The 23,109-nt window shown below is 65.1% G+C and carries 20 protein-coding genes; 8 read left to right on the top strand and 12 right to left on the bottom strand.

All coding sequences use genetic code 11. The features are described 5' to 3' along the window. Positions 1–13 precede the first annotated feature (13 nt). Both GGR17_RS08470 and GGR17_RS08465 read right to left on the bottom strand, forming a co-directional pair. Entirely contained in the window at positions 14–1,846 is a 1,833-nt protein-coding gene (locus GGR17_RS08470) for an ABCB family ABC transporter ATP-binding protein/permease (protein ID WP_054538640.1), read from the bottom strand. 66 nt (positions 1,847–1,912) lie between these two features. Then, positions 1,913–3,292, bottom strand: a complete 1,380-nt coding sequence (locus GGR17_RS08465) for a LysM peptidoglycan-binding domain-containing protein (protein ID WP_054538639.1) — start codon at positions 3,290–3,292, stop codon at positions 1,913–1,915. 98 nt (positions 3,293–3,390) lie between these two features. Between GGR17_RS08465 and GGR17_RS08460 the strand changes: the two genes are divergently transcribed. Continuing rightward, positions 3,391–3,948 (top strand): LOG family protein, encoded by a 558-nt coding sequence (locus GGR17_RS08460; RefSeq protein WP_054538638.1) that lies wholly within the window; start codon positions 3,391–3,393, stop codon positions 3,946–3,948. Here GGR17_RS08460 and rarD read toward each other — a convergent pair. From rarD to GGR17_RS08425, 7 genes are all read right to left on the bottom strand, one after another. Further along, entirely contained in the window at positions 3,885–4,844 is a 960-nt protein-coding gene (gene rarD, locus GGR17_RS08455) for an EamA family transporter RarD (RefSeq protein ID WP_328705644.1), read from the bottom strand. The two genes, GGR17_RS08460 and rarD, sit on opposite strands and share 64 nt — an antisense overlap. 91 nt (positions 4,845–4,935) lie before the next feature. After that, on the bottom strand, positions 4,936–5,544 hold the full coding sequence (locus tag GGR17_RS08450; protein ID WP_037211476.1) for a superoxide dismutase: 609 nt from the start codon (positions 5,542–5,544) through the stop codon (positions 4,936–4,938). Between the two features lie 65 nt (positions 5,545–5,609). Beyond that, positions 5,610–6,188, bottom strand: a complete 579-nt coding sequence (locus GGR17_RS08445; RefSeq protein WP_054538636.1) for a sarcosine oxidase subunit gamma — start codon at positions 6,186–6,188, stop codon at positions 5,610–5,612. Beyond that, positions 6,181–9,192, bottom strand: coding sequence for a sarcosine oxidase subunit alpha family protein (locus tag GGR17_RS08440; RefSeq protein WP_054538635.1), 3,012 nt, complete (start codon positions 9,190–9,192; stop codon positions 6,181–6,183). Before GGR17_RS08440 ends, GGR17_RS08445 begins: the two co-directional genes overlap by 8 nt. A 73-nt stretch (positions 9,193–9,265) precedes the next feature. Next, positions 9,266–9,595, bottom strand: a complete 330-nt coding sequence (locus GGR17_RS08435) for a sarcosine oxidase subunit delta (RefSeq protein ID WP_054538634.1) — start codon at positions 9,593–9,595, stop codon at positions 9,266–9,268. Positions 9,596–9,667: 72 nt separating this feature from the next. Then, positions 9,668–9,823, bottom strand: a complete 156-nt coding sequence (locus tag GGR17_RS08430; RefSeq protein WP_157445544.1) for a hypothetical protein — start codon at positions 9,821–9,823, stop codon at positions 9,668–9,670. 67 nt (positions 9,824–9,890) lie between these two features. Next, positions 9,891–11,204: a sarcosine oxidase subunit beta family protein gene (locus GGR17_RS08425; protein WP_082386570.1), complete on the bottom strand. Its 1,314-nt coding sequence runs from the start codon at positions 11,202–11,204 to the stop codon at positions 9,891–9,893. Positions 11,205–11,350: 146 nt separating this feature from the next. Between GGR17_RS08425 and ccmI the strand changes: the two genes are divergently transcribed. The 4 genes from ccmI to GGR17_RS08405 all read left to right on the top strand — a co-directional run bounded on the left by ccmI (position 11,351) and on the right by GGR17_RS08405 (position 14,906). After that, complete coding sequence (gene ccmI / locus GGR17_RS08420; RefSeq protein WP_054538632.1) at positions 11,351–12,586, top strand: c-type cytochrome biogenesis protein CcmI; 1,236 nt, start codon at positions 11,351–11,353, stop codon at positions 12,584–12,586. Positions 12,587–12,612: 26 nt separating this feature from the next. Then, positions 12,613–13,062 carry a Holliday junction resolvase RuvX gene (gene ruvX, locus GGR17_RS08415; RefSeq protein WP_054540363.1) on the top strand — a complete coding sequence of 150 codons (450 nt, stop codon included), beginning with the start codon at positions 12,613–12,615 and terminating at the stop codon, positions 13,060–13,062. Then, the gene (locus GGR17_RS08410) at positions 13,059–13,292 is read left to right on the top strand and encodes a DUF1289 domain-containing protein (RefSeq protein WP_037211089.1); all 234 of its coding nucleotides are present in this window, start codon (positions 13,059–13,061) and stop codon (positions 13,290–13,292) included. Before ruvX ends, GGR17_RS08410 begins: the two co-directional genes overlap by 4 nt. 66 nt (positions 13,293–13,358) lie before the next feature. Continuing rightward, positions 13,359–14,906, top strand: coding sequence for a phytoene desaturase family protein (locus GGR17_RS08405; RefSeq protein WP_054538631.1), 1,548 nt, complete (start codon positions 13,359–13,361; stop codon positions 14,904–14,906). Here the strand turns inward: GGR17_RS08405 and GGR17_RS08400 are convergent. Both GGR17_RS08400 and dusA read right to left on the bottom strand, forming a co-directional pair. Further along, the gene (locus GGR17_RS08400) at positions 14,903–15,727 is read right to left on the bottom strand and encodes a sulfite exporter TauE/SafE family protein (RefSeq protein ID WP_054538630.1); all 825 of its coding nucleotides are present in this window, start codon (positions 15,725–15,727) and stop codon (positions 14,903–14,905) included. The genes GGR17_RS08405 and GGR17_RS08400 overlap by 4 nt on opposite strands. A gap of 96 nt (positions 15,728–15,823) precedes the next feature. Then, positions 15,824–16,837, bottom strand: coding sequence for a tRNA dihydrouridine(20/20a) synthase DusA (dusA, locus tag GGR17_RS08395; protein WP_054538629.1), 1,014 nt, complete (start codon positions 16,835–16,837; stop codon positions 15,824–15,826). 108 nt (positions 16,838–16,945) lie between these two features. Here dusA and GGR17_RS08390 point away from each other — a divergent pair, with 108 nt between their 5' ends. Then, complete coding sequence (locus tag GGR17_RS08390; RefSeq protein ID WP_054538628.1) at positions 16,946–18,130, top strand: site-specific integrase; 1,185 nt, start codon at positions 16,946–16,948, stop codon at positions 18,128–18,130. A gap of 34 nt (positions 18,131–18,164) precedes the next feature. Here GGR17_RS08390 and GGR17_RS08385 read toward each other — a convergent pair whose 3' ends face one another. Then, on the bottom strand, positions 18,165–19,481 hold the full coding sequence (locus GGR17_RS08385) for a FliH/SctL family protein (RefSeq protein ID WP_157445543.1): 1,317 nt from the start codon (positions 19,479–19,481) through the stop codon (positions 18,165–18,167). 211 nt (positions 19,482–19,692) lie between these two features. On the opposite strand from GGR17_RS08385, the gene GGR17_RS08380 reads away from it, so the two are divergent. Further along, positions 19,693–22,458 (top strand): AAA family ATPase, encoded by a 2,766-nt coding sequence (locus tag GGR17_RS08380; protein WP_207642700.1) that lies wholly within the window; start codon positions 19,693–19,695, stop codon positions 22,456–22,458. Continuing rightward, the gene (locus tag GGR17_RS08375) at positions 22,455–23,066 is read left to right on the top strand and encodes an McrC family protein (protein WP_054538625.1); all 612 of its coding nucleotides are present in this window, start codon (positions 22,455–22,457) and stop codon (positions 23,064–23,066) included. The genes GGR17_RS08380 and GGR17_RS08375 overlap by 4 nt, the downstream gene beginning before the upstream one ends. The last annotated feature ends 43 nt before the right edge of the window (positions 23,067–23,109 follow it).

Raw genomic sequence — 23,109 nt, 5'->3', positions numbered from 1 at the left:
CGGGCGTGGCCGGTCAGGCCGCCTCGCCCTCCTGTTCCTCGGCCTGCTGGCGCTGCCACATCGCGGCATAGCGCCCGCCGCGCGCCAGCAGTGCCTCGTGCCGGCCACGCTCGACGATCACGCCATGTTCCAGCACGATGATCTCGTCGGAATCCACGATGGTCGAGAGACGATGCGCGATGCTCAGCACCGTGCGACCGACGCCCATCGCCTTCAGCTCGTCCTGAATGTCGCGCTCCGTCTCGCTGTCCAGCGCCGATGTCGCCTCGTCGAGCAGCAGGATCGGCGGGTTCTTCAGCAGCGTCCGGGCGATGCCCACGCGCTGTTTCTCGCCGCCCGAAAGCTTCAGCCCACGCTCGCCCACCGGGGTCTCATAGCCATCGGGCAGCCGGGTGATGAACTCGTGGATCTTGGCCGCCTTCGCGGCGGCCTCGACCTCGGCCCGGCTGGCGTCGGGGCGGCCATAGGCGATGTTGTAATAGATCGTGTCGTTGAACAGCACCGTGTCCTGCGGCACCACACCGATGGCGGCATGCAGGCTCACCTGGGTCACGTCGCGCACATCCTGCCCGTCGATCAGAAGCGCCCCGCCGTTGACATCGTAGAACCGGAACAACAGCCGCCCGATGGTGGATTTGCCCGATCCCGACGGGCCGACCAGCGCCACCGATGCGCCCGCCGGCACCTTCAGGCTGACGCCTTTCAGGATCGGCCGCGACGCATCATAGCCGAAGAACACATCGCGCAGCTCGACCGAGCCGCCCTCGACCTTCAGCGCCGGCGCGCCGGGCTTGTCCTTCACCTCGGCGGGCTGTTCGAGAAGATCGAACATCTGGCCCATGTCCACCAGGCTCTGCCGGATTTCGCGATAGACCGTGCCCAGAAAGTTCAGCGGCATGGTGATCTGCATCATGTAGGCGTTGACCATCACGAAATCGCCCACCGTCAGGCGGCCATCCTGCACCCCCATCGCGGCCAGAACCATCACCCCGATCAGGCCCAGCGTGATCAGGAAGGACTGGCCGAAGTTCAGAAAGGCCAGCGAATAGTTGGTCTTGATCGCCGCCGCCTCATAGCCCGCCATGGCGCGGTCATAGCGGGCGGCCTCGCGCGCTTCGGCGCCGAAATACTTGACGGTTTCGAAATTCAGAAGGCTGTCGATGGCTTTCTGGTTGGCGTCGGTGTCCTGATCGTTCATCTCCTTGCGGATCTTCACGCGCCATTCGGTCACCTTGAAGGTGAACTGCACATACAGCGCGATGGTCACCACCACGATGGCCAGATACCAGACATCGAACACCACGTAGAAGATGGCCGCGACCATCAGCAGTTCCAGCACCAGCGGCCCGACGCTGAACAGCAGGAAGCGCAGCAGGAACTCCACCCCCTTCACGCCGCGCTCTATGATCCGGCTCAGCCCGCCGGTCTTGCGCGTGATGTGATAGCGCATCGAAAGTTCGTGAATGTGGGTGAACGTCTCCAGCGCCAGGGTGCGCAGGGCACGCTGCGCCACCTTGGCAAACACCGCATCCCGAATCTGCTGAAACCCCACCGTCAGCACCTTGGCCACGCCGTAGGCCACGGTCAGGCCGATCGCCCCCGCCCCGAGCATCCAGGCGGCCGATTGCCCCTCGCCGGCCAGCCTATCCACGGCGGCCTTGTACAGGAACGGGGTGCCGACCGACACCAGCTTGGCCACCACCAGCGCCAGCATCGCCAGCAGCACCCGCCGCTTCACCCAGGGCTGGCCGTCGGGCCAAAGATAGGGGCCGACCTTGCGGATCGTCCGCATTGCGCTGCCGCGTTCCAGCTTGCCTAAATCTGCGGTGGTGGGTCTGGGGGACATCGGCGGAACCTTCTTCCTTCAAGAGCGGCGCGACCCTATGGGACGCAGCCCGAAAAGGCCAGAGGGTTACTCTGCCTCAGGCACCTCGAACACCTGGCCGGGGTAGATCAGATCGGGGTCGCGGATCTGATCCCGGTTGGCCTCGTAGACCTTCACGTAAAGCAGCCCGTCACCGTAATTCTCACGCGCGATGCCCCAGAGGGTAAAGCCCGGCTGCACCGTCACCGCCGAAATCCCCGCACCGGTGGCATGGGCGCGCAGGGCGCTGGCGGCGGCCAGCTCTTCGGGCGCCTCGCGCTTGAACGGCGTCTCGAACCGCGCCGTCACCTTGCCCGCCGCATCCACCTGATCGGCGCGCAGCGTGTAGATCCCCGGCGCGACCCCTTCCAGCGTGGCGTTCCAACTGCCGCCGCCATCGGCGGTGGCCGAACCGATGGCGCCGTTGTTCAGGTAGAGCCGGACGAAACCCTCCGGCTTGCCCCGCCCCGACAGGATGACCGCGCCGTCAGCGCGATAGGAAATCGCCGCGATCACCACGGTCTGGCCCAGTTCGGGCGCCGATTGCGTCGCGCGCGGCTGCAGGATCCGCACGCCCTGATCGTCGGCCAGAAGCACGGCGGGGGCAGCGGGCGCTGGCGGTTGCACGCCGGCGGCGGGGGCCGGATCGGGATCGACGCTGGCAGAGGCCGCCACATCGCCCGCCGGGGCCGGGCTGGCGTCTGGCGCGTCTGCGGATGCGGGCGCGGTGCCCGCCGCCACCGGTTCGGGCGCGGGCTCCGCTGCGGGCCGGCCCGGCAGATCGGGGGCCAGTGCCGCGGTTTCCACGGGCGCGGCGGAGGTATCGGCCGCGGCCGCCCGCGGGGCTTCGCCCTCCGCCAGCGGCGGCGGCGTGTCGGCATCCGCCGTCACGACCGGCTCGGCGGCCGGAACAGCCTCGGCCACCTGCCCGGCCTCCGGCCCGGATGCGGGCTCCAGGATCACCACGGCAACCGAAGGGATCTCCCCCCCGTCGCCCGTGTCCATCTCCAGCGACAGAAGGCGCGGGAACGGGCTGGGCGCGATGTCCAGGAACGCGACAAACTGTCCCCTCTGGTCGGAGCGGATCGTGGCCGCCTCGGCGCCATCGACCAGCACCCGCACCTCGGCGCCCGGTGCCGCGGCACCGGCGACAATCGTGCTGCCCGAAGGTTCTACCCGGACCACATCAAAGCTGGGCGGCTGCGGCGCGGCCACGGGGTCGGCACCGGCGTTTTCGGCATCTTTCGCGCCCGTTTGCGGCGAAACAGGCGAGATCGCGGCGGCCGGGCCCGGTTCCGGCGCCAAGGCGACAGGCTCTGCCCGGCGCCCGTATTCATAGATCACGAAACCGGCCCCCGCCGCGGCAACCACCGCGAGCCCGACAACGGCACCGCGTCCCGGCGCCCCGAGATTTTCCCAGAGTGACATCAACCTTATCCCCCGCACGGCCCATCCCCATCGGCCACGCTTGCGAGACCATAGCAACCCCGCTATCACGGGTCCAGAACCCAAGGTCCGAGGCGCCCATGACACAAACCCAACGCTCAATCTGTGTCTTTTGCGGCTCACGCGATGGCGGGCGCCAGGCCTATGCCGATGCGGCAGAGACCACCGGCAAGGCCATTGCCGCCGAAGGCTGGCGCCTGGTCTACGGCGCGGGCGACGTCGGGCTGATGGGCCGGGTCGCGCGCAGCGCGCAGGCCGAGGGCGGCACCACCTTCGGCGTGATCCCCGTGCACCTGTTCGACCGCGAGGTCGGCAAACGCGATCTTTCCACCTTCATCATCACCGAAAACATGCACGAGCGCAAAAAGGTGATGTACATGAATTCCGACGCCATCGTGGTGCTGCCGGGCGGCGCCGGCTCGCTGGATGAATTCTTCGAGGTACTCACCTGGCGCCAGCTTGCGCTGCATGAAAAGCCGATATTCCTGCTCAATACCGAAGGCTTCTGGGATCCGCTCGTCACGCTGATCGACCATTTCATCGGCGAAGGCTTCGCCGAAGCCAGCCTGAAGGATTATGTCACCGTCGTGCCGTCGGTTCCGGCGCTGACCCTCGCCCTGCGCTCCGCCCTGTCCTGACGCAGGCTTTCCCACGAATATAGCGCCAGCGCGCTCCAGATCAGCACAAAGGCCGCAACGTGCCAGCGCGTCAGCGGTTCGCGGAAAATCAGCGTCGCCACCAGAAACTGCAGCGTCGGGTTGACATATTGCACCAGCCCCACCGTCGCCATGCTGATCCGCTTTGACGCATAAGAGAACAGGATCAGCGGCCCGGCGGTCAGCGGCCCCGCCCCCATCAGCAGCAGGCTGTGGCGCAGATCATGACCGAAGGCGCCCAGATTGCGCCCGACCAGCCCGGTCCAGCCCCACTGATGCACGCCGACCAGCCAAAGCAGCGCAAGCGGCGACAACAGCAGAACCTCAACCGTGACCGATACCACCGGCCCGGCCGGCATGTTCTTCTTGAGCAGACCGTAAAAGCCGAAACTCAACGCCAGAATGAGCGAGATCCACGGCGCCACCCCCAGCCCCAGCGTCAGCCCGCCCACGGCGATCCCGGCCAGCCCGACCGCCAGCCAGTGCACCGCCGACAGACGCTCGCGCAACAACACGAACCCGAGCATCACCGCGACCAGCGGGAAGATGTAATAGCCAAGGCTGGCCTGTACCGCCCGCCCCACCTGCACCGAATAGATGAAGAAAAACCAGTTGACCGAAATCATCACCGACGCCAGCGCCACAAGCCCCAGCAGGCGCCAGTCGCGCAGCAGCCGGATCACCTGCCCCAGCCGCCCCTGAAACGAGAGCACCACGCCGAAGAACACCAGTGACCAGATGGTCCGGTGGCTGAGCACCTCGAGCGGCGGCACATCGGCCAGCAGCTTGTAGTAAACCGACGACACCCCCCAGACCGCGCTGGCCGCCGCCATCGCCAGAAACCCCTTGCCCGCCTCTCCCATCCTGCGTTCCTTCAACAGCGGCCCGCCGGCCGGATGCGCCAATCGGCAACAGAAATGGCCGCCCCTCAAGGGGCGGCCACGATCGGATCAGACCCGGCATCGCGGATCAGGCGGAGGCCAGACGCTCCGCCACGTTTTCCCAGTTCACCAGATTGTCCAGGAAGTTGGTCAGGTAGGCCGGGCGCTTGTTGCGGAAATCGATGTAGTAGGAATGCTCCCACACATCGCAACCCAGAAGCGCGGTCTGGTCGAAACACAGCGGGTTCACGCCGTTTTCGGTCTTGGTCACTTTCAGCGTGCCGTCGGTATCGACCACCAGCCAGCACCAGCCAGAGCCGAACTGCCCCGCGCCCGCCGCCGAAAACTCCTGCTTGAACGTATCGACGGAACCAAAGGCATCCACAATGCGGGATTCCAGCTCACCGGGCATCGCGCCCTTGCCCGGGCCCATCATTTCCCAGAACTGCATGTGGTTCCAGTGCTGCGAGGCATTGTTGAAAATGCCGTTCTGCGCCACGGCGCCGGCCTGATAGGTGCCCTTGATGATCTCTTCGAGGGTCTTGCCCTCCCACTCGGACCCGGCGACCAGCTTGTTGCCATTGTCGACATAGGCCTTGTGGTGCAGGTCGTGGTGATACTCCAGCGTCTCTTTCGACATGCCGCCCTCAGCCAGCGCGTCGTGAGCATAGGGAAGGTCGGGAAGTTCAAAAGCCATTGGTCAGCCCCTCTTGGTTGGTGCAAAAATCTCCTCCCGTAGATGGAGCCCTGCGCGGCCGAAGGTCAAGCCCCGGCGGGGAAATACCCGATCTCTCCGCCCGGCCGGGCGGCGGTTTTCAGCAGGTCGAAGACATAGCCCGCGACCGAGCGGAAGCAGATCAGCGCGAAGGCGTCATCGGCCTGCATCCAGAAGGCCACCGGCACCTGCGCGGCGCGGGTCCGGCGAAAATCGCCGGGGCCGAAGGCGCCGGGCGACAGATCCACCGGGCACAGCTTGGCCAGCACCTCGCGCGCGGCGGGCCCGCTGATGCGGAACATCGCGCGCGCGTCAGAGACATTCACGACCAGGCTGTGCGTGCCCGCCAGTTCGGCCTGCATGGCGGCAACGGCCCTGTCGGCCTCGGCATAGGGCACCAGCACCAGCAGCTCGTCGGGCGACATCCAGGCCAGCCCGCGCTCGCCCACCGTGTCGCAGGCCAGCGCATCCGGAAAATCCACCCCCGCCACCCCTGTCGCCGCATTCTTGACCGCGACAGAGGCGTGATCGCCGCGCAGCGTGATCATTCCGCGCAGCCCCAGTTCCTCGACGCGGACAACCCCGTCATAGGCGGCGCCGTTCAGGGCGCTGACCGGATCAGACATCCTGCTTCTCCCCGTCCTTGTCATAAAACACCGGATCCACGATCCGCGCGCCGATCAGCCCGCCATCGATGGTGGCAAAGCTGATCACCTCTCCCATCCGGTCGGGGCCGTTCCGCACCAGCCCCAGGGCAATGCCCCGCCCCAGCGTGGGCGAGAAATAGGCCGAGGTGACATGCCCCTGCACATTGCGCTGCCCGTTGGCATTCCGCCCTTCGGCCACCGCATAGGCGCCATCGGGCAGGACCGAACCATCGATGGTTTCCAGCCCCACCAGCTTCCAGCGTTCCGGGTCGGTCATATGGGCGCGCTCCTGCGCGCGCTTGCCGATGAAATCGGCCTTCTTCTTCGACACCGCCCAGCCAAGCCCAAGGTCTTGCGGAATGACGGTGCCATCGGTTTCGTCGCCGATCATGATGAACCCCTTTTCCGCCCGCATCACATGCAGCGCCTCGGTGCCATAGGGCATCAGGCCGAACGCCTGCCCGGCCGCCACGCATGCCTCCCAGAACGCGAGGCCATGGCCGGCCGGCACCGCCACCTCATAGGAAAGCTCGCCCGAGAAGGAGATGCGGAAGACACGTGCCGGGATGCCACCGATCCGCCCGTCGGCCCAGCCCATGAAGGGCAGCGCCTCGCGGCTGACATCCATGCCGCCCAGCGTTTCCAGCAGCGCGCGGGCGTTGGGGCCAACCACCGCGATCTGCGCGAATTGCTCCGTCAGATTGGCGGTATGAACCTGCATGTCCCACCATTCGGTCTGCAGCCATTCCTCCATATGCGCATGGATGCGATCGGCGCCGCCGGTGGTGGTGTGGCACAGGAAGGTCTGATCGTCGATCCGGGCCACCACGCCGTCATCCATCAGAAAGCCGTTTTCACTGCACATCAGCCCGTAACGGCAGCGCCCCGGCGTCAGCGAAGACATCATGTTGGTATAGAGCAGATCCAGAAACCGGCCCGCGTCCGGCCCCTTGACCAGAATTTTCCCAAGCGTCGATGCATCAAGCAAACCAATGGCTTGCCGTGTGTTCCTCACCTCTCGCGTTACCGCCTCGGCGCGGGTTTCATCGCCACGGGGATAGCAATAGGGCCGCCGCCACTGGCCCACGGGTTCGAACGTGGCGCCATTGTCTTCATGCCAGCGCTGGATCGGGCCGCGGCGCAACGGCTGAAACAGCCCGCCCCGCGCCTCACCCGCGATGGCGCCCATGGATATGGGCGTATAGGGCGGGCGGAATGTGGTGGTGCCCAGCCGCGGCACATCCTCACCCATCGCATCAGAAAGAACACCTAACCCATTTATATTGCTCAGTTTTCCCTGATCCGTGGCCATGCCCAGCGTCGTGTAGCGCTTGGCATGTTCGACGCTTTCATAGCCTTCCCGCGCGGCAAGCTGCAGATCGGAAACCTTCACATCATTCTGATAGTCCAGCCACATCTTCATGCGCAGCGCCTCGCCCGCGCCCTGCGGCATCATCCAGACCGGCAACAGCGGCGCCTCGTCCGGCGCCTCCGCCCGATCCGCGGCCCCGCCCGGCGCGCGCAGCCCCAGCGCCCGCACCGCCGCCCGGCCCGCGGCATCGCCATCGGCCAGAGTCTCTGCGGCCCGCAGCGCGCCATTGGCGGCACCGGCGGCACTCACGAAGGGCGCGCCATCATGCGAAGTGGGCGCGCGCGCCACGTCGGGGCGGAACATCGCCTGCGCATCGTCCCACAGCAGCTTGCCACCGCAATGCGACCACAGATGCACCACCGGCGACCAGCCACCGGACATCGCCACCGCATCGCAGGGCAGTTGCTCGAGCACCGCGCCCTCGCCCGCCTGGGCGCAGAGCGCGACGCCGGTGACCCGCTTGCCGCCCATGACCATGGCAATGCCCCGGCCGGTTTCGACGCGGATGCCCAGCGCCCGCGCGGCCTCGGGCAGGGCGCCCTCCGCCCGGGGCCGCGCATCGACGATCACCGGCACTTCCAGCCCCGCCTGCTTCAGGCAGATCGCGGTGCGATAGGCATCATCGTTGTTCGTCACCACCACGGTGCGGTCGCCGGGGGACACGGCCCAGTTGACCACGTAATCGCGGATCGCAGAGGCCAGCATCACCCCCGGCACGTCGTTGCCGGCAAAGGACAGCGGACGCTCGATCGCACCGGTGGCGGAGATGATCTGCCGGGCGCGGATTTTCCACAGCCGGTGGCGCGGCGCATCGGTTTCCGGCGCGTGATCGGTGACACGCTCATAGCCCAGCGCATAGCCATGGTCATAGACCCCCGCGCCCATGGTGCGGCGGTGCAGGGTGACGTTTTCCATCGCCTCGAGCCGGGCCACGGCCCGGGCGATCCACTCCTCGGCGGGCGCTCCGCCGATCCGCACCCCGTCAACGGGCGCGCGGCCACCCCAATGGGCGGTCTGTTCGATCACCAGCACGCGGGCCCCGGCCCGCCCCGCCGCCAGCGCCGCCTGCAGCCCGGCAATGCCGCCGCCGATGATCAGCACGTCGGCGAAGACGTGAAAATGCTCATACCGGTCGGCATCGCGATCCTGCGGCGGTTTGCCCAGCCCGGCGGATTTGCGGATGAACGGCTCGTAGACATGTTTCCACAGCGGGCGCGGGTGGATGAAGGTCTTGTAGTAGAACCCCGCCGGCAGGACCCGCGCGAGCCGCCCGTTCACGGCGCCGATATCGAACTCGAGGCTGGGCCAGTGGTTCTGGCTTTCGGCCTGCAGCCCGCCGAAAAGCTCGGTGGTGGTGGCGCGCTGGTTCGGCTCGAACCGCCCGCCCCGCCCCAGCCCGACCAGCGCGTTCGGCTCTTCCGCGCCCGAGGCGACCAGCCCGCGCGGGCGATGGTATTTGAAGGAACGACCGACCAGCATCCGGTCATTGGCCAGCAGCGCCGAGGCCAGCGTATCCCCAGCGTAGCCGGTCAGGCGGCGGCCGTTGAAGGTGAAGCTTTCGCGGCGGCCCCGATCGAGCAGGCGGCCGCCGGTTTGCAGGCGTGTGCTCATGCCCGACCTCCATGCCCGTGGCGCTGTGGGAGCCTCCGGCGGGGATATTTTGGGAAAGATGAAAGCGGAGGGGTCATTTGCCCTCCTTCCACGCCCAGCCCGGGTGTTTCGCCGCGATCGCGTCACGGATGGGCTGCGGCGGGGCGGTGATCTGCGCGGGGTAAGTGCCGAACACCTCCAGCGTGCGGGTGCAGCGGGCGGCGTGGAACCACTTGCCGCAGCCATGGGCGTGGCGCCAGCGCTCGATATGCACGCCGCGCGGGTTTTCGCGGTGGAAGAGGTAGGATTCGAAAGCCTCATCCGGGGCGCCGGGGCCGACGCGTGTCAGATGGGCCGCGCCGCCGGGCTGCAGTTCGGTTTCATCGGCTTCGGCGCCGCAGCAGGGGCAGGTCAGCAAGAGCATCCGGCACCTTTCGGCATGAAAACGGCGAGCGCCGGGCGGCCCCCGCCGGAAAGCTGTCCGGAAACGGGCGGCTCAGCCGCCGTCGGGCAAGTCGATCTGGATTTCGGGCTCATTCTCGCCGGGGATCTCGCCGCCGGAATAGACATACCAGACCACGCCGCCCAGAAGGACGACCACCGCGCCGAGGATGAAGGCAAGTGCGGGGGTGCTGTTGGTGTTTTCAGCCATTGTCGAAGCTCCATTCGATTGCGTATCGGATGGTCAACGCGGCGGGGCGGGATTGGGTTCCGGGCCATCAATGCGCCACCCCCGCCGCCACGCTTTCGTCGATGAACCGGCCTTCGCGGAACCGCTCCAGCCCGAAGGCGGCGGCCAGGGGGCCCGGCTCGCCCTTCGCCATCATCTCTGCCATCGCCCAGCCCGAGCCGGGGATCGCCTTGAATCCGCCCGTGCCCCAGCCGCAGTTGATGAAACACCCCCCAAGGGGAGTTTTCGAGATGATCGGCGAGCGGTCGCCCGTCATGTCGACGATCCCGCCCCATTGGCGCAGCATCTTCAGGCGGCTGATGATCGGGAAGGTTTCGATCAGCGCGCGCACGGTTTCCTCGACATGATGGAATGATCCGCGCTGGGTATAGCTGTTGTAGCCGTCGGCGCCGCCGCCGATCACCATTTCGCCCTTGTCGGACTGGCTCATGTAGCCATGCACGGTGTTGGCCATCACCACCACATCCATGCAGGGCTTGATCGGCTCGGACACCAGCGCCTGCAGCGCCACGCTTTCGATCGGCAGGCGGAACCCGGCCATGCCGGCCAGCACGCCGGAATGCCCGGCGACGACGAGGCCGAGCCGGCCGCAATCGATGGCGCCGCGGGTGGTATCCACGCCCGCCACCTGCCCCCCGCGCGCGCGGATGCCCGTCACCTCGCAGTTCTGGATGATGTCCATGCCCATCGCGGAACAGGCGCGGGCATAGCCCCAGGCCACCGCATCATGCCGCGCGGTGCCGCCGCGCGCCTGCCACAGCCCGCCGAGTACCGGGTAGCGCGGGCCGTCGAGGGAAATGATCGGCACCAGTTCCTTCACACGCTCGGGCCCGATGAATTCGGTGCTGACCCCCTGCAGGGCGTTGGCATGGGCGGTGCGCCGGTAGCCGCGCAGCTCATGTTCTGTCTGGGCCAGCATGATCACGCCGCGCGGGCTGAACATGACGTTCATGTTCAGCTCCTGGCTGAGCGTCTCATAGAGGGCGCGCGCCTTTTCGTAGATCGCGGCAGAGGGATCCTGCAGGTAGTTGGAGCGGATGATCGTCGTGTTGCGCCCGGTGTTGCCGCCGCCGAGCCAGCCCTTTTCGATCACCGCGACATTGGTGATGCCGTGGTTCTTGCCCAGGTAATAGGCCGTCGCCAGCCCGTGGCCGCCCGCGCCGACGATGACCACGTCATAGCGGGGCTTCGGCTGCGGCGACGCCCAGGCCCGCGCCCAGCCGCTGTGATACCGCGCGGCCTCTCGCAGCAGGGCGAAGGCGGAATATCGTTTTTTCGGCAAAGGCGAATCCCTATCGTGCGGCGGTCTGCGTGAAATCTGTCTTGGAACGGGAACGAGCATGGCCCGCGACCGCCAGCGGCACAATGTGGAAAAAACACGACATTGTGCCGCTGCAGGTCGTCGCAGCCCCGCCCCGCGCGCCGCTTTACCCTTTCGGATCGGGGCCGAAGCGCATACATCCCGATCAAGACGGATGGGGAGGGCCTATGTGGTTCTATGTTACCACGGCCGCCACGGCGGCCATCATCGCCTTTGTTCTGCTGATCACGATGATCCGCGGGCGCAGCGGCGACGCGCCGGCGGCCGCCTATGACCTGAAGGTCTACCGCGACCAGCTCAAGGAGGTCGAGAAGGATCTTGCCCGGGGCGTGATCAGCGGCGAAGAGGCCGCGCGCGTGCGGCTGGAGGTGTCGCGCCGCATTCTAGAGGCCGACCGCGCCGCGCAGGCCGAAGGCGCCGGCGCGAGGGCACCGAAGGCGGCGACCTGGGCCGTGGGCGGTGTGCTGGCGGCGGCGGTCGTCGGCGGATCGCTGCTGCTGTATGATCAGGTCGGCGCACCCGGCTATCCCGATGTGCCGCTGAAGGCGCGGGTGGCGGCGGCAGACGAGCTGCGCCAGACCCGCCCCCGCCAGGCCGAGGCGGAAGAGCAGATGCCCCAGGCCCCCGGCCCCGAACAACCCGATCCGCGCCATCTGGAACTGGTCGAGAAGCTGCGCGCGGTGGTGGCGCAGCGGCCCGATGACATTCAGGGGCTGAAGCTTCTGGCCGGGAACGAGGCCGCGCTCGGCAATTTCCGCAACGCCTATATCGCGCAGTCGCGCATGATCGCGCTGAAGGGCGACGCGGCCACGGCCGAGGATTTCGCCGCGCTGACCGATCTGATGGTGCTGGCCGCGGGCGGCTATGTCTCGCCCGAGGCGGAGGCGGCGATCGAGCAGACGCTGAACCGCGATCAGGCCAACGGCACCGCGCGTTACTATCTGGGCCTGCTCTATGTACAGACCGGGCGGCCCGACATCACCTTCCGCATCTGGCGCGGGCTGCTGAACGACAGCGCGCCGGATGACCCCTGGGTGACGCCGATCCGCGCCGGGATCGAGGAACTGGCCTTCCGCGCCGGCGAGGATTACACCCTGCCGCCGCTGGCCACCGGCCCCGCCCTGCGCGGCCCCTCGGCCGAAGACATGGCGAATGCCGCCGACATGACGCCGCAGGAGCGGATGGAGATGATCCGCGGCATGGTCGAGAACCTGAACGACAGGCTGGCGAATGAAGGTGGCACCGCCGCCGAATGGGCCCAGCTTATCGCGGCCCTCGGCAATCTGGGCGAAACCGACCGCGCCGCCGCCATCTGGGGCGAGGCGCAGCAGGTCTTTGCCGCCCGCCCGGACGATCTGGGCACCATCCGCGCCGCCGCCGAACGCGCCGGGGTGGCCGAGTGAGCGTGCATGACACGATCGAGGCGCTGATGGCCGCCCTGCCCGCGCACCGGGCGCTGATGGGGCTGGATCTGGGGGAAAAGACCATCGGGGTGGCGGTGTCTGACAGGCTGCTGTCGGTCTCTACCCCGCATGAGACGATCCGGCGCAAGAAATTCGGTGTCGATGCCGCGCGCCTGCTCGAGATCGCCACCGAGCGCGAGATTGGCGGGATGATCCTTGGGCTGCCGCGCAACATGGATGGCACCGAGGGGCCGCGCTGCCAGTCAACCCGTGCCTTTGCCCGCAACCTTTCGCGCCTCACGGAGATTCCGATAGGGTTCTGGGATGAACGCCTGTCCACGGTTGCGGCAGAAAGGGCACTGTTGGAGGCCGATACCTCGCGCAGACGCCGTGCGGAGGTGATCGACCACGTTGCCGCGGGCTATATTCTGCAAGGCGCACTGGACAGGATGCGCCATCTGAGGGCCACGACATGAGCGATGACGAGATCTGGAACCGCGACGAGCAGCAATCGCCCTGCGTGCGGATCTGCGTGATCCACCCCGAGGAACGCCTGTGCACCGGCTGCCTGCGCACGCTAGACGAGATCGCCCGTTGGTCGGGCATGGAGCCCGACCGCCGCGCCGCGATCCTGGCGGAGCTGCCCTCCCGCGCTCCGCGCCTGCAAAAGCGCCGGGGCGGGCGAAAGGCACGGCTGGCGCGCTGATCCCTGCGCCAGATCAATTTTCCTGACACACAAGCATGGCAGACTGGCCCCAAAAGGAGCCGTGTCATGAAATCGCACTACGACGCCATCGTTATCGGATCGGGCCTGGGCGGCCTGACGGCGGGGGCCCTGCTGGCGAGGGCGGGGCACGAGGTGCTGGTGCTGGAAAAGAATCCGGGCTTTGGCGGGGCCGCCAGCACGTTCGAGCGTGGCGGCCACCGGTTCGAGGTTTCGCTGCATGAAACCACCCTGCCCGGCTCCGGCGCCGACCCAAAGGCCGCCGTGTTCCGTGCGCTGGATCTGGACGCGCATATCACCTTCGTGCCGATCGAAACCTTTCAGGAGATCCGCTCGCCCGTTCTGGGCGCACCCCTGACGCTGCCCCATGGCCTGGACGCGGTCGAGGCGGCGCTGGCCGCGCGTTTCCCCGACCGGCGCGAGGCGATCCACCGCTTCCTCAAACAGATCGGCCGCAGCCAGGAGGCGCTTGCCGTCTTCGCCGAGAAACATGGCGGCCACTGGTGGCTGGGCCATGCCGCCGACCTGCCGCTGGATCTCTGGGCGCTGGTACGCGACATGCGGGCGTCGCTGAGCGAGGTGCTGGAACGGTATTTCGGCAAGGATGAGCTGCTGAAGCTCGTGCTGACGGCGAACCTGCCCTATTACGGCGACGATCCCGACAGGCTGTGGTGGCTGGCCTATGCCATCGCGCAGGGCGGATTTCTGTCGGGCGGCGGCTATTACATCAAGGGCGGCTCGGGCAAGCTGACCGAGGCGCTGGTGGAGGTCATCCGCGATGCGGGCGGCGAGGCGCTGACCGGGCGGCGCGTGACCCATGTGTTGACCGATGAGGCGGGCCGCGCCACCGGCGTGCGGTTCCAGACCGGCGCCGATGACGTGGCAGAGGTTTCGGCCCCGGTGATCTTTGCCAATGCCGCGCCACAGGCGGTGGCGCAGATGCTGGACGAACCGCTGCGCGACGATTTCCTGGCCCCCTATGCCGGCCGCGATCCTTCGATCTCGCTGTTCAGCGTGCAATATGCGCTGTCTCGGCCCGCCTCTGACCTGGGGGTCACATCCTATTCCACGGTTCTGCTGCCCGGCTGGATGCAGACACCCGATGATTTCCGCGCCGCCGCCCCCCTGCTGGGCGCCGCGCCCGGCGACCGGCTGCCGCCGCTGATCGCGGTGGATTACGGCCAGATCGACAGTGGCCTGGCCGAAGACGGCCCCGCGCCCTTCAGCGTGACCGGGGTGGACCGGCTGGAAAACTGGGAGGATCTGTCCGAAACCGCCTATGCCGCCCGGAAATCCGAATGGATAGGGGCTCTCACGCAGCGGCTGGACGCCGAGTGGCCGGGCTTTGCCGCCGCCGTCACCAGCGCCGAGATGATGACCGCGCGCAGCATGCGCGACGTGTTGGGAACGCCCGGCGGCGCGGTCCACGGCTTTGCGCCCGAACCGCCCTCCAAGCTGCTCTCGGGGCCGCCGTCAACCGTGCGCTCTTCGGTGCCGGGGCTGTGGATCGCCTCGGCCTGGTCGGGCTTCGGCGGCTTCACCGGCGCGATGAGCGGCGGCGCGATGGCCGCGCGCGCGGCCTTGCGCCGCCTCTAGACCCCCGCGACCTTGCGCAGCATGTTCAGCGCGACCACGATGATGAACCCCGCGAAGATCCGCTTCAGCGGCTTGGGGTCCATCGCGTGGGCCAGCCGCGCGCCGATCGGCGCGGTGATCAGCGTCATCGAGATGACGATCAGGAAGGCCGGCAGGTTGACCGCGCCCAACGTATAGGGCGGGCGCATCCCGGCCGGGATCTGCACGAAGAAAAAGGCCAGGACAGACGGCACCGCGATCAGCACGCCAAAGCCGGCAGCGGTGGCCACCGCCCGGTGGATGGGCTGACCGTAAAGCGTCATGGTCGGCACCGCGAAGGAGCCGCCGCCGATGCCCATCAGCACCGACAGAAAGCCGATCATCGTCGACAACACCGCACGCACGGGCCCGCCCGGCATCTGTTCGGCGATCTTCCAGCTTGATTTTCCGAACGCCAGATAAAGGCCGATGCACACCCCCAGCACCCCGAAAATCCCCTGCAGCACGATCGACCGCAGGTTCGACGCCACGACCACCCCCAGAACCGCACCGGTCACGATCCCCGGCGCCCAGGCGCGCAGCACCGGCCAATCGACCGCGCCCTTTCGGTTATGGCTCATCACCGATCGCGTCGAGGTGACGATGATCGTGGAGAGCGACGTGGCCAGACAGATCTGCATCAGCTGCGGCCCGCCGTAGCCAAGCGCCGAGAACGTGTAGAAAAACGCCGGCACCAGCACGATTCCGCCGCCGACGCCCAGCATGCCCGCGATCAGCCCCGCGAGCGCGCCGATGCCCAGAAGAAGCGCGACCAGCGGCGCCAGTGTTGCGAGATCGGGCATGGTGTCCTCCCATATGTCCGGAGCGCCAGATAACCCGGCCCGGCCCGAATGCTCAATGCAAAATCGCGCCGGTGGCAATGGCCGCCGCGCCCCGGCTCATCCCGCCATTGCCGCGGGCGCGACCTGTGCGAGCGCGGCGTCCAGCACCTCGAGCCCGGCGCCAGGCCGGGGCGCGCCCTCTGAGAGAACCCGCCGCCAGCCACGCGCGCCGGGGCGGCCCGCGAACAGCCCCAGCATGTGGCGCGTCACGTTGTGCAGCCGACCGCCGGCTTCCAGATGCCGCGCGATATAGGGGCGCATCTCGTCCACCACCTGCTCGGCCGTCTTGCGGCCGGGCTGCCCGAAAATCTCCTCATCCGCGCCCAGCAGGATGTCGCCGGGCGTGTGATAGGCCGCCCGCCCGATCATCACCCCGTCCAGCCCCGCCTCGAGAAAGCCGCGCGCCTGTTCCAGCGTGTCGATACCGCCGTTGATGCTGATGTGAAGCTGCGGAAACTCCCGCTTCATCCGCAGCACCAGGTCGTAGTCGAGCGGCGGGATATCGCGGTTTTCCTTCGGGCTCAGCCCCTCCAGCCAGGCCTTGCGCGCATGGATGGTAAAGCGCCTGACCCCGGCCGCGCTGACCGTTTCGAGAAACGCCGGCAGAACCTCTTCGGGCACCTGGTCGTCCACCCCGATGCGGCATTTCACCGTCACCTCGACCCGCGTCGCCGCGATCATCGCCGCCACACAATCGGCCACCAGCGCCGGCTGCTTCATCAGAATCGCGCCGAAACACCCCGATTGCACCCGGTCGGAGGGGCAGCCGACATTCAGGTTCACCTCGTCATAGCCTTCATCGCAGCACATAGCGGTGGCCTGCGCCAGCTCGGCCGGGTCCGAACCACCAAGCTGCACCGCCACCGGATGCTCGGCCGGACCGAACCCCAGCAGATGCCGCGCATCCCCCCGTACCAGCGCGGGCGCGGTGACCATTTCGGTATAAAGCAACGTGTGCGCCGACATGAGCCGGTGCAGATGGCGGCAATGGCGATCTGTCCAATCCATCATCGGCGCGACCGCCAAAAGGGGTATATTGAAATTATTTGATTTTTTATTTTTATCAGCCATTTATCGCTCAATCCTCAAGCCCGTTCTTGTCTCATTTGTTGTAAATCGCGCCCGTTTCGGGTAGGATTTACAACAAATGTTGTAACTTGGGCCAAATGTTGTAACCCCATGGGTACCATCATCAAGCGAAAGCGCAAAGACGGCTCTGCCGCCTGGCTTGCCCAGATCGCCGTTCGGCGGGCTGGAAAAACCGTCTGGCGCGAGAACCGGACCTTCGAGCTGCGCTCGACCGCCGCGGCCTGGATCGAGAAGCGCGAGAAGGACCTCGCCAAGCCCGGCGCCCTCGAAAACCTGCCCATCGGGGAGACGCGCCGCCGCGAAGTGACCCTCGGCGACGCCATCGACAAATATGTGGAAGACAGCGCGAAGGCAATCGGTCGAACCAAGGCGCAGGTGCTGAAAAGCATCAAGGAGTTCGACATCGCGAACAAGCTCTGTGCCCAGATCGACAGCGCCGACATCGTGGCCTTCGCCAAGGAGAAGCTGAATACCGGTGTCTCGCCGCAAACCGTGTCGAACTACCTTTCCCATCTTAGCGCAGTCTTCACAGTGGCCGGCCCGGCCTGGAACTACCCGCTGGACGAGCGCGCGATGCGCAATGCGATGATTGTCGCTAAGAAGCTGGGGCTCACGCAGAAAAGCCGCCACCGCGATCGGCGGCCGACGCTGGACGAACTCGACCAGTTGATGGCGCATTTCCTTGACCGCTCGATTCGTCGTCCCTCCTCTGTCCCCATGCATCGCATCATCGCTTTCGCGATCTTCTCGACGCGTCGGCAGGAGGAGATCACCCGTATCAAATGGGCAGACCTCGACAAGGAGGGCAAACGCGTCCTCGTGCGCGACATGAAGAACCCCGGTGAGAAAATGGGTAACGACGTCTGGTGCGACCTGCCCGATCCGGCGCTGGCAATCATCGAGGCGATGCCCAAACACGCGAGCCAGATCTTCCCGTATTCCACCGATGCGATCAGCGCTGCGTTCACTCGGGCAACGCAATTTCTGGGGATCGAGGATCTGCGCTTCCACGACCTGAGGCACGAAGGCGTCTCGCGTTTGTTCGAGATCGGCTACAACGTTCCACACGCGGCAGCTGTTTCCGGCCACCGATCATGGACGTCGCTCAAGCGCTACACCCACCTGCGCCAAACCGGCGACAAGTTCGCTGATTGGAGCTGGAATGCGGAAGTCACCACGCGGGACCCGAGGCAGCGCAAAAGAAACCCCACGCGGCCGGGTTCTACAGCCAAACTTCGAACAAAACGGGTTCGACACCCCGGAGAAGACATATGAGCATCGTCCCTCAAATTTCTGTAATAAAATACAATTATTCGTCAGGATACTGCCGTCGATAGCGCTCATCCGGCGCGACCCACCGCTCCAGGAATTCCAGCGGATCGAGCGTTCCCATCATGGACCGCGCAAGATCAAGCCGAGAGGACAAGGCCTGGCGCCTGTCGGTCTCGACGTCGGCAAGTCGCTCTTCCGCCTCTCGGAAAAAGCTTTCGATCGACATCGCGGCGGACCATTTCTGGATCACTTCGGAGAGTTGTTCGCGGCTTTGGGCAAGGGCCTTGTCCGCGTTGCGTCGATCCTGTTCGCGCTTCCAGCGTTCCTGCTGTTCCTCCCATTCGCGTTGCTTGCGGATGGCCGCCGCCTCGGCTTCTGCAGTCTTGGACTTGAGGTCCGGCACGACGGCTTCCAGCTCCTTCACGATCCTTGGGAACATGGACGACAAGTTTCGCTTTGGTGTCTCTTGCCATATCGCCGACCACTCTACGTCCCGGCGCGGCACGTAGGCGACAAGTCGGAAGCGCCCGGACGGAACATCGTTCTCGGTCGTCCAGGAATGGACCAGCTGGTGTGATCTGGCGGCCTTCACGACCGCACTGTCGTCCCGCACATACTTGCCCTTAAAGTATCTGAGCGTGACCCGTTCGGACATTTCGACGAGCGCAAGACCGATGGGAACCTCGCCGATATAGGCGACGGTCGGGCGGTGCGGTGCCCAAATCCGTCCGCAGGAATAGCGCCCGTATTTGCGATCCTTCTCCGGAACCTCCCGCTCTTCGATCTGCGCCCGAAACAATGGTTGATCAGGCGGTGCGAAGGTCACGCGATACCCTTTCCGCTCGAACGCATCGTAGAGTGCATTGGCGAGGTCCAATGCACTCGGCAGCTGCGTCTCGGACGTCACGATGTCCGGCAGGAGGAGCTTGTAGGGTCGAAGAAACTCGTACTCGTCAATCTTGCGCGTCTTCCGATAATGCGGCTCGACGCCGCGAAGGATCGGATGCCGGGCATCCTTGCGTTGCCCGTCAAGACTAGGTGACGACACAGAAGATCTGGCGGCAGGCGTCACGGGACGCGCGAGCGGCGTATCCGCCGACCAGACAAGCTGATCGCCTGGCTTTGCAGGGGGAAGTGGAGGGCGTGGAGCGGCCTTTCCGACCGCCTTCTTCTGCCAATAGCCTGCGGGAGGCCGGGGCACAGCCAGCGCCGTACAGACCCGCGCGAGATAGGAACCGGAGACACCATACTCGGCCGCCAGGTGGCTGATCGGTATCGACCAGACCTTTTCGTAAAGCTCTTCTCTCGTGACTTGTCTGAAGCGGGACACAGTGGTGGTGGTGTCGTCGGGCAACTCTTCATTCTCGTAAATTCGGCCCAATGGGACGTTCGCTAATCAGCCCCATACGGTGCCGCCAACTCAGGTTACATCTGTCTGAAATACCGTCTATAATTCCGATATCCGAAGCTCAAGACGCGAAACCAAATGATCACGATCGCGGGCAGTGTCTTGAAGCGTAGCCCCGTTGAAGACTGCAGTCAGATGAACAACGAAGGACAGTGATTTGAGGTACGAAGCAGAGTTCAAGGCGTGGCTGGAAGAGAAAGGGCAGTCACTCCAGACGGTTTCATCTCGGATCAGCAGTGCGAAACGGGTAGAGCAGTACCTTGGTGATCTCGATGAACTTTTTTCAACTCAGACGAAAGAAAAGGTTCTCGAGAAGTTCGCCTATAGCACTGAAGATGAACGTGAAGGACGACCAAACCCTTCACCAGTACCAATAAACGGTGTCTTGAGAACTGGGCTGGCCAGCATTCGGCAAGCACTCGAACTCTACCACAGCTTTCTGGCAAACCGTCGAAACATGCCAGATAAATCGGCCCATCAGACTTTGGTTGATCGCCTGTCGCGCAAGGAGATTGAAGGCGCGATGGAAGAGTGCCGGAAACTCGGCGAAAAGGTCTTTCTGCAACGCCGCGGCTTTGCCACTCCGAAAGTGCGGGTTTCTGGATATGGAGACCTTCAAACATACCCTGCAAAGGCCATCGTTGCCGCCGCAGTTGCGCATTTGCCTGAAAATTCTGTCCTTACGGCGAAGGAATTCTTCAACGGATTTGGCGAGGCACAGGCCTTCTCGAAGCTCGAGGAACTCGGCTACGAAATCTTGCGGCCTTCGGAAACGCAAGACAAGGGCACTTTGACACGCGAAGTGATCGAGGCAGCCATGGATGCTTTCGATTTGCGTGAAACGGCCGAGTTTGAGACCGTGTTTTCTGCTTTCAAGGAACCAACGAAATACTGGGTCAGGTCGACAAAGCCTCGAGAGGACAGAAAGTACCCGACAAAACCAATCGTCGGATTTTTGAGCCAGAAGACCTCCAGCACGTTGAATGGTGGCTGGAGCCAACCTTCTGATGCGGCGGCAAAACTGCACGAAGCGGGATATGTCATCGTTGACAAGAATGACGTGCCGCTACCGCTGCCGGATGAATATTTGCACCTGATGCGCGGTGCCGACAGAGCCCGTTTCGTGGCCCTCAACTACTTCATCGAACCGGCGCGGGAAGCTGGGCAGTCAAGCGTCACCATTCGCGCAGGTGATCTTCACGATCTATGCGGGCTCGAGAAAAACTGGGCGAATGTCTGTCAGGCCTTGGAAGGCGAAAAATTTCAGTCTCTGGCCCAGGTGGCTGCTCCGAAAATTGAGGGACCTGCAAGAAGTACCACGACAATGTTCACCTTCGAGCTCGGACCAAAGGACTTCATAAAAGGCGAACACATGCCGCATTCAGCAAACACAGCCGCAGAAAACTTGATCCTGTTCGGCCCGCCAGGCACCGGAAAGACCTATCGTACGGCGGCCGAAGCCGTAAGGCTATGTGGGGAGAAAGTGCCAGAGGACCGCGACGATCTCATGGCCGTCTACCAGGGCCTGCTGGCCGCGGGACGGATCGAATTCGTCACCTTCCACCAATCCATGGCCTATGAAGAGTTCGTCGAGGGCCGACAGCCGATGACTGGCGCGGATGATAGCGAGGACACATCCTCGGCCGGTTTCCGGCTGGAGACTGTGCCCGGCATTTTCAGACGTATCGCGAAACGCGCGGAGACCAGCCGTGGGCATGCATCCGACGAGGAAACGATACGTGTTGAAGGCCGCCAGGTCTTCAAGATGTCGATCGGCGAGGCGAACAACCCTGAGGACGCGCATCTCTTCGAAGAGGCGATCAAGGGCGGCTACGCCCTCCTTGGCTTCGAGGACATCGACTGGTCAGACGACAAGTTCGCGAACCGCGAAGCCATCATCGAAGCCTGCAAGGCGCAGGGCCACCACAAAACCAATGTGGATGCGCGGTCGGGTATGGTGCAGATGCCGTTCATTTTCCGGAACTGGGTCCGAGACGGTGACATCGTCATCGTCTCGAAGGGCAACGGACTGTTTCGAGCCATAGGGGTGTTTAGCGGCGGCTATGAATTTGCCCCCCGCCCGGAAGGAGACTATGCCCATCGCCGTGCTGTCCGCTGGCTCTGGATAGACCGTGAAGGGGTTCCTGTCGGCGAAATCTACTCCCGGAAATTCTCACAAAAGTCGATTTACGCGCTCTATGATGCCGAGCTCAACGTGCCGGCCCTTGAACGCTACATGAACAGCCAGCAGAACGAGGGGCCATCTGATCCCGAACCTTTCGTCCTGATCATCGACGAGATCAACCGCGCCAATATCTCCAAGGTTTTCGGCGAGCTGATTACGCTCTTGGAATCGGACAAGCGTCTCGGTCAGGCGAACCAACTGAAGGTGCGCCTTCCCTATTCCGGGGACGAGTTTGGTGTTCCGTCGAACCTGCATATTGTCGGGACGATGAATACGGCAGACCGCTCCATCGCCCTGCTCGATACGGCGCTGCGGCGGCGGTTCACATTCCGCGAAATCCTGCCCAATCCGGCCGTTCTGAAGGAGGCTGCGGCCCGCACAGGTATCGATCTGCCGACCCTTCTGACGATCATCAATGAACGGATCGAGTACCTCTATGACCGTGACCACCAGATCGGCCATGCCTATTTCACCGGCTGCGACACCCGAGCGAATGTGGACGAGGTCATGCGGCACAAGGTGATCCCGCTGCTGGCCGAGTATTTCTTCGAAGACTGGGGCAAGATCGCCGCGGTGCTGGGCGATCTGGATACGCATGACGGGCCGATAGAGGGCGGCTTTCTGAACAGGTCCGTCCTGAAGGCACCACCGGGGCTCGACAATGGCGAAGCGATGCCGCGCTTCCGGTGGGACGTGCGCGAAGACAGCTTCAATTACGCGCGGCTGCTCGGTTCATGATCCGCCGCACGCTCCGCGAATGGCAGCGCATCGGCTACGGGGATGACGACACGACCATCCCGCCCGCCGAGGCTGATCGCATTGCCGCCATCGCGGCGCGCTCGAGCTTCGCGGGGCGTGGCGGCGAAGGCGTGCTCGAACACGGCCGCAAGGGGTTGCGGGCGCGCGGCGTGGTCGGCGTGATTGCCGCCCCGGGCTGTCAGCTGGAGATCCTCCCGAAGATCGAGGGCCTGGGAGAACACGAGACCACGGACGAAGCCCTTCGCCGCCGCCTGATCCACATGCTGGCGGTTGTTCACGATCTGCGGATCGATGCCGGATCGTTGGCCCAGCTCGGATGGCAGAAGGACACCATCCTGGAATTGTTGATCCGGCTGTTTTGTGCGCGCCTCATGGAAGCGGTGCGCATGGGACTGCCGCGCCGGTATGTGGATCACGCAGACGACCTCCCTGCCCTGCGCGGCAGGCTCGATGTCACCCGGCAGTTTTCACGCCATGCGGTGGCGCCGCAAAAGCTGGCATGTCGCTATGATGACTTATCCTCTGACATTGCGCTTGACCTGCCCCCGATAAATCGGGCCATTCATTCGGAGAGTTTGTTCTCGTAAAGTTCGTAGCAACGAGGAGAACAGACGATGCGCAAATCACGCT

The organism is Actibacterium naphthalenivorans, from assembly GCF_014196965.1.
Classification (GTDB): domain Bacteria; phylum Pseudomonadota; class Alphaproteobacteria; order Rhodobacterales; family Rhodobacteraceae; genus Actibacterium_A; species Actibacterium_A naphthalenivorans.
This window is presented reverse-complemented; position numbering and strand designations above follow the sequence as displayed.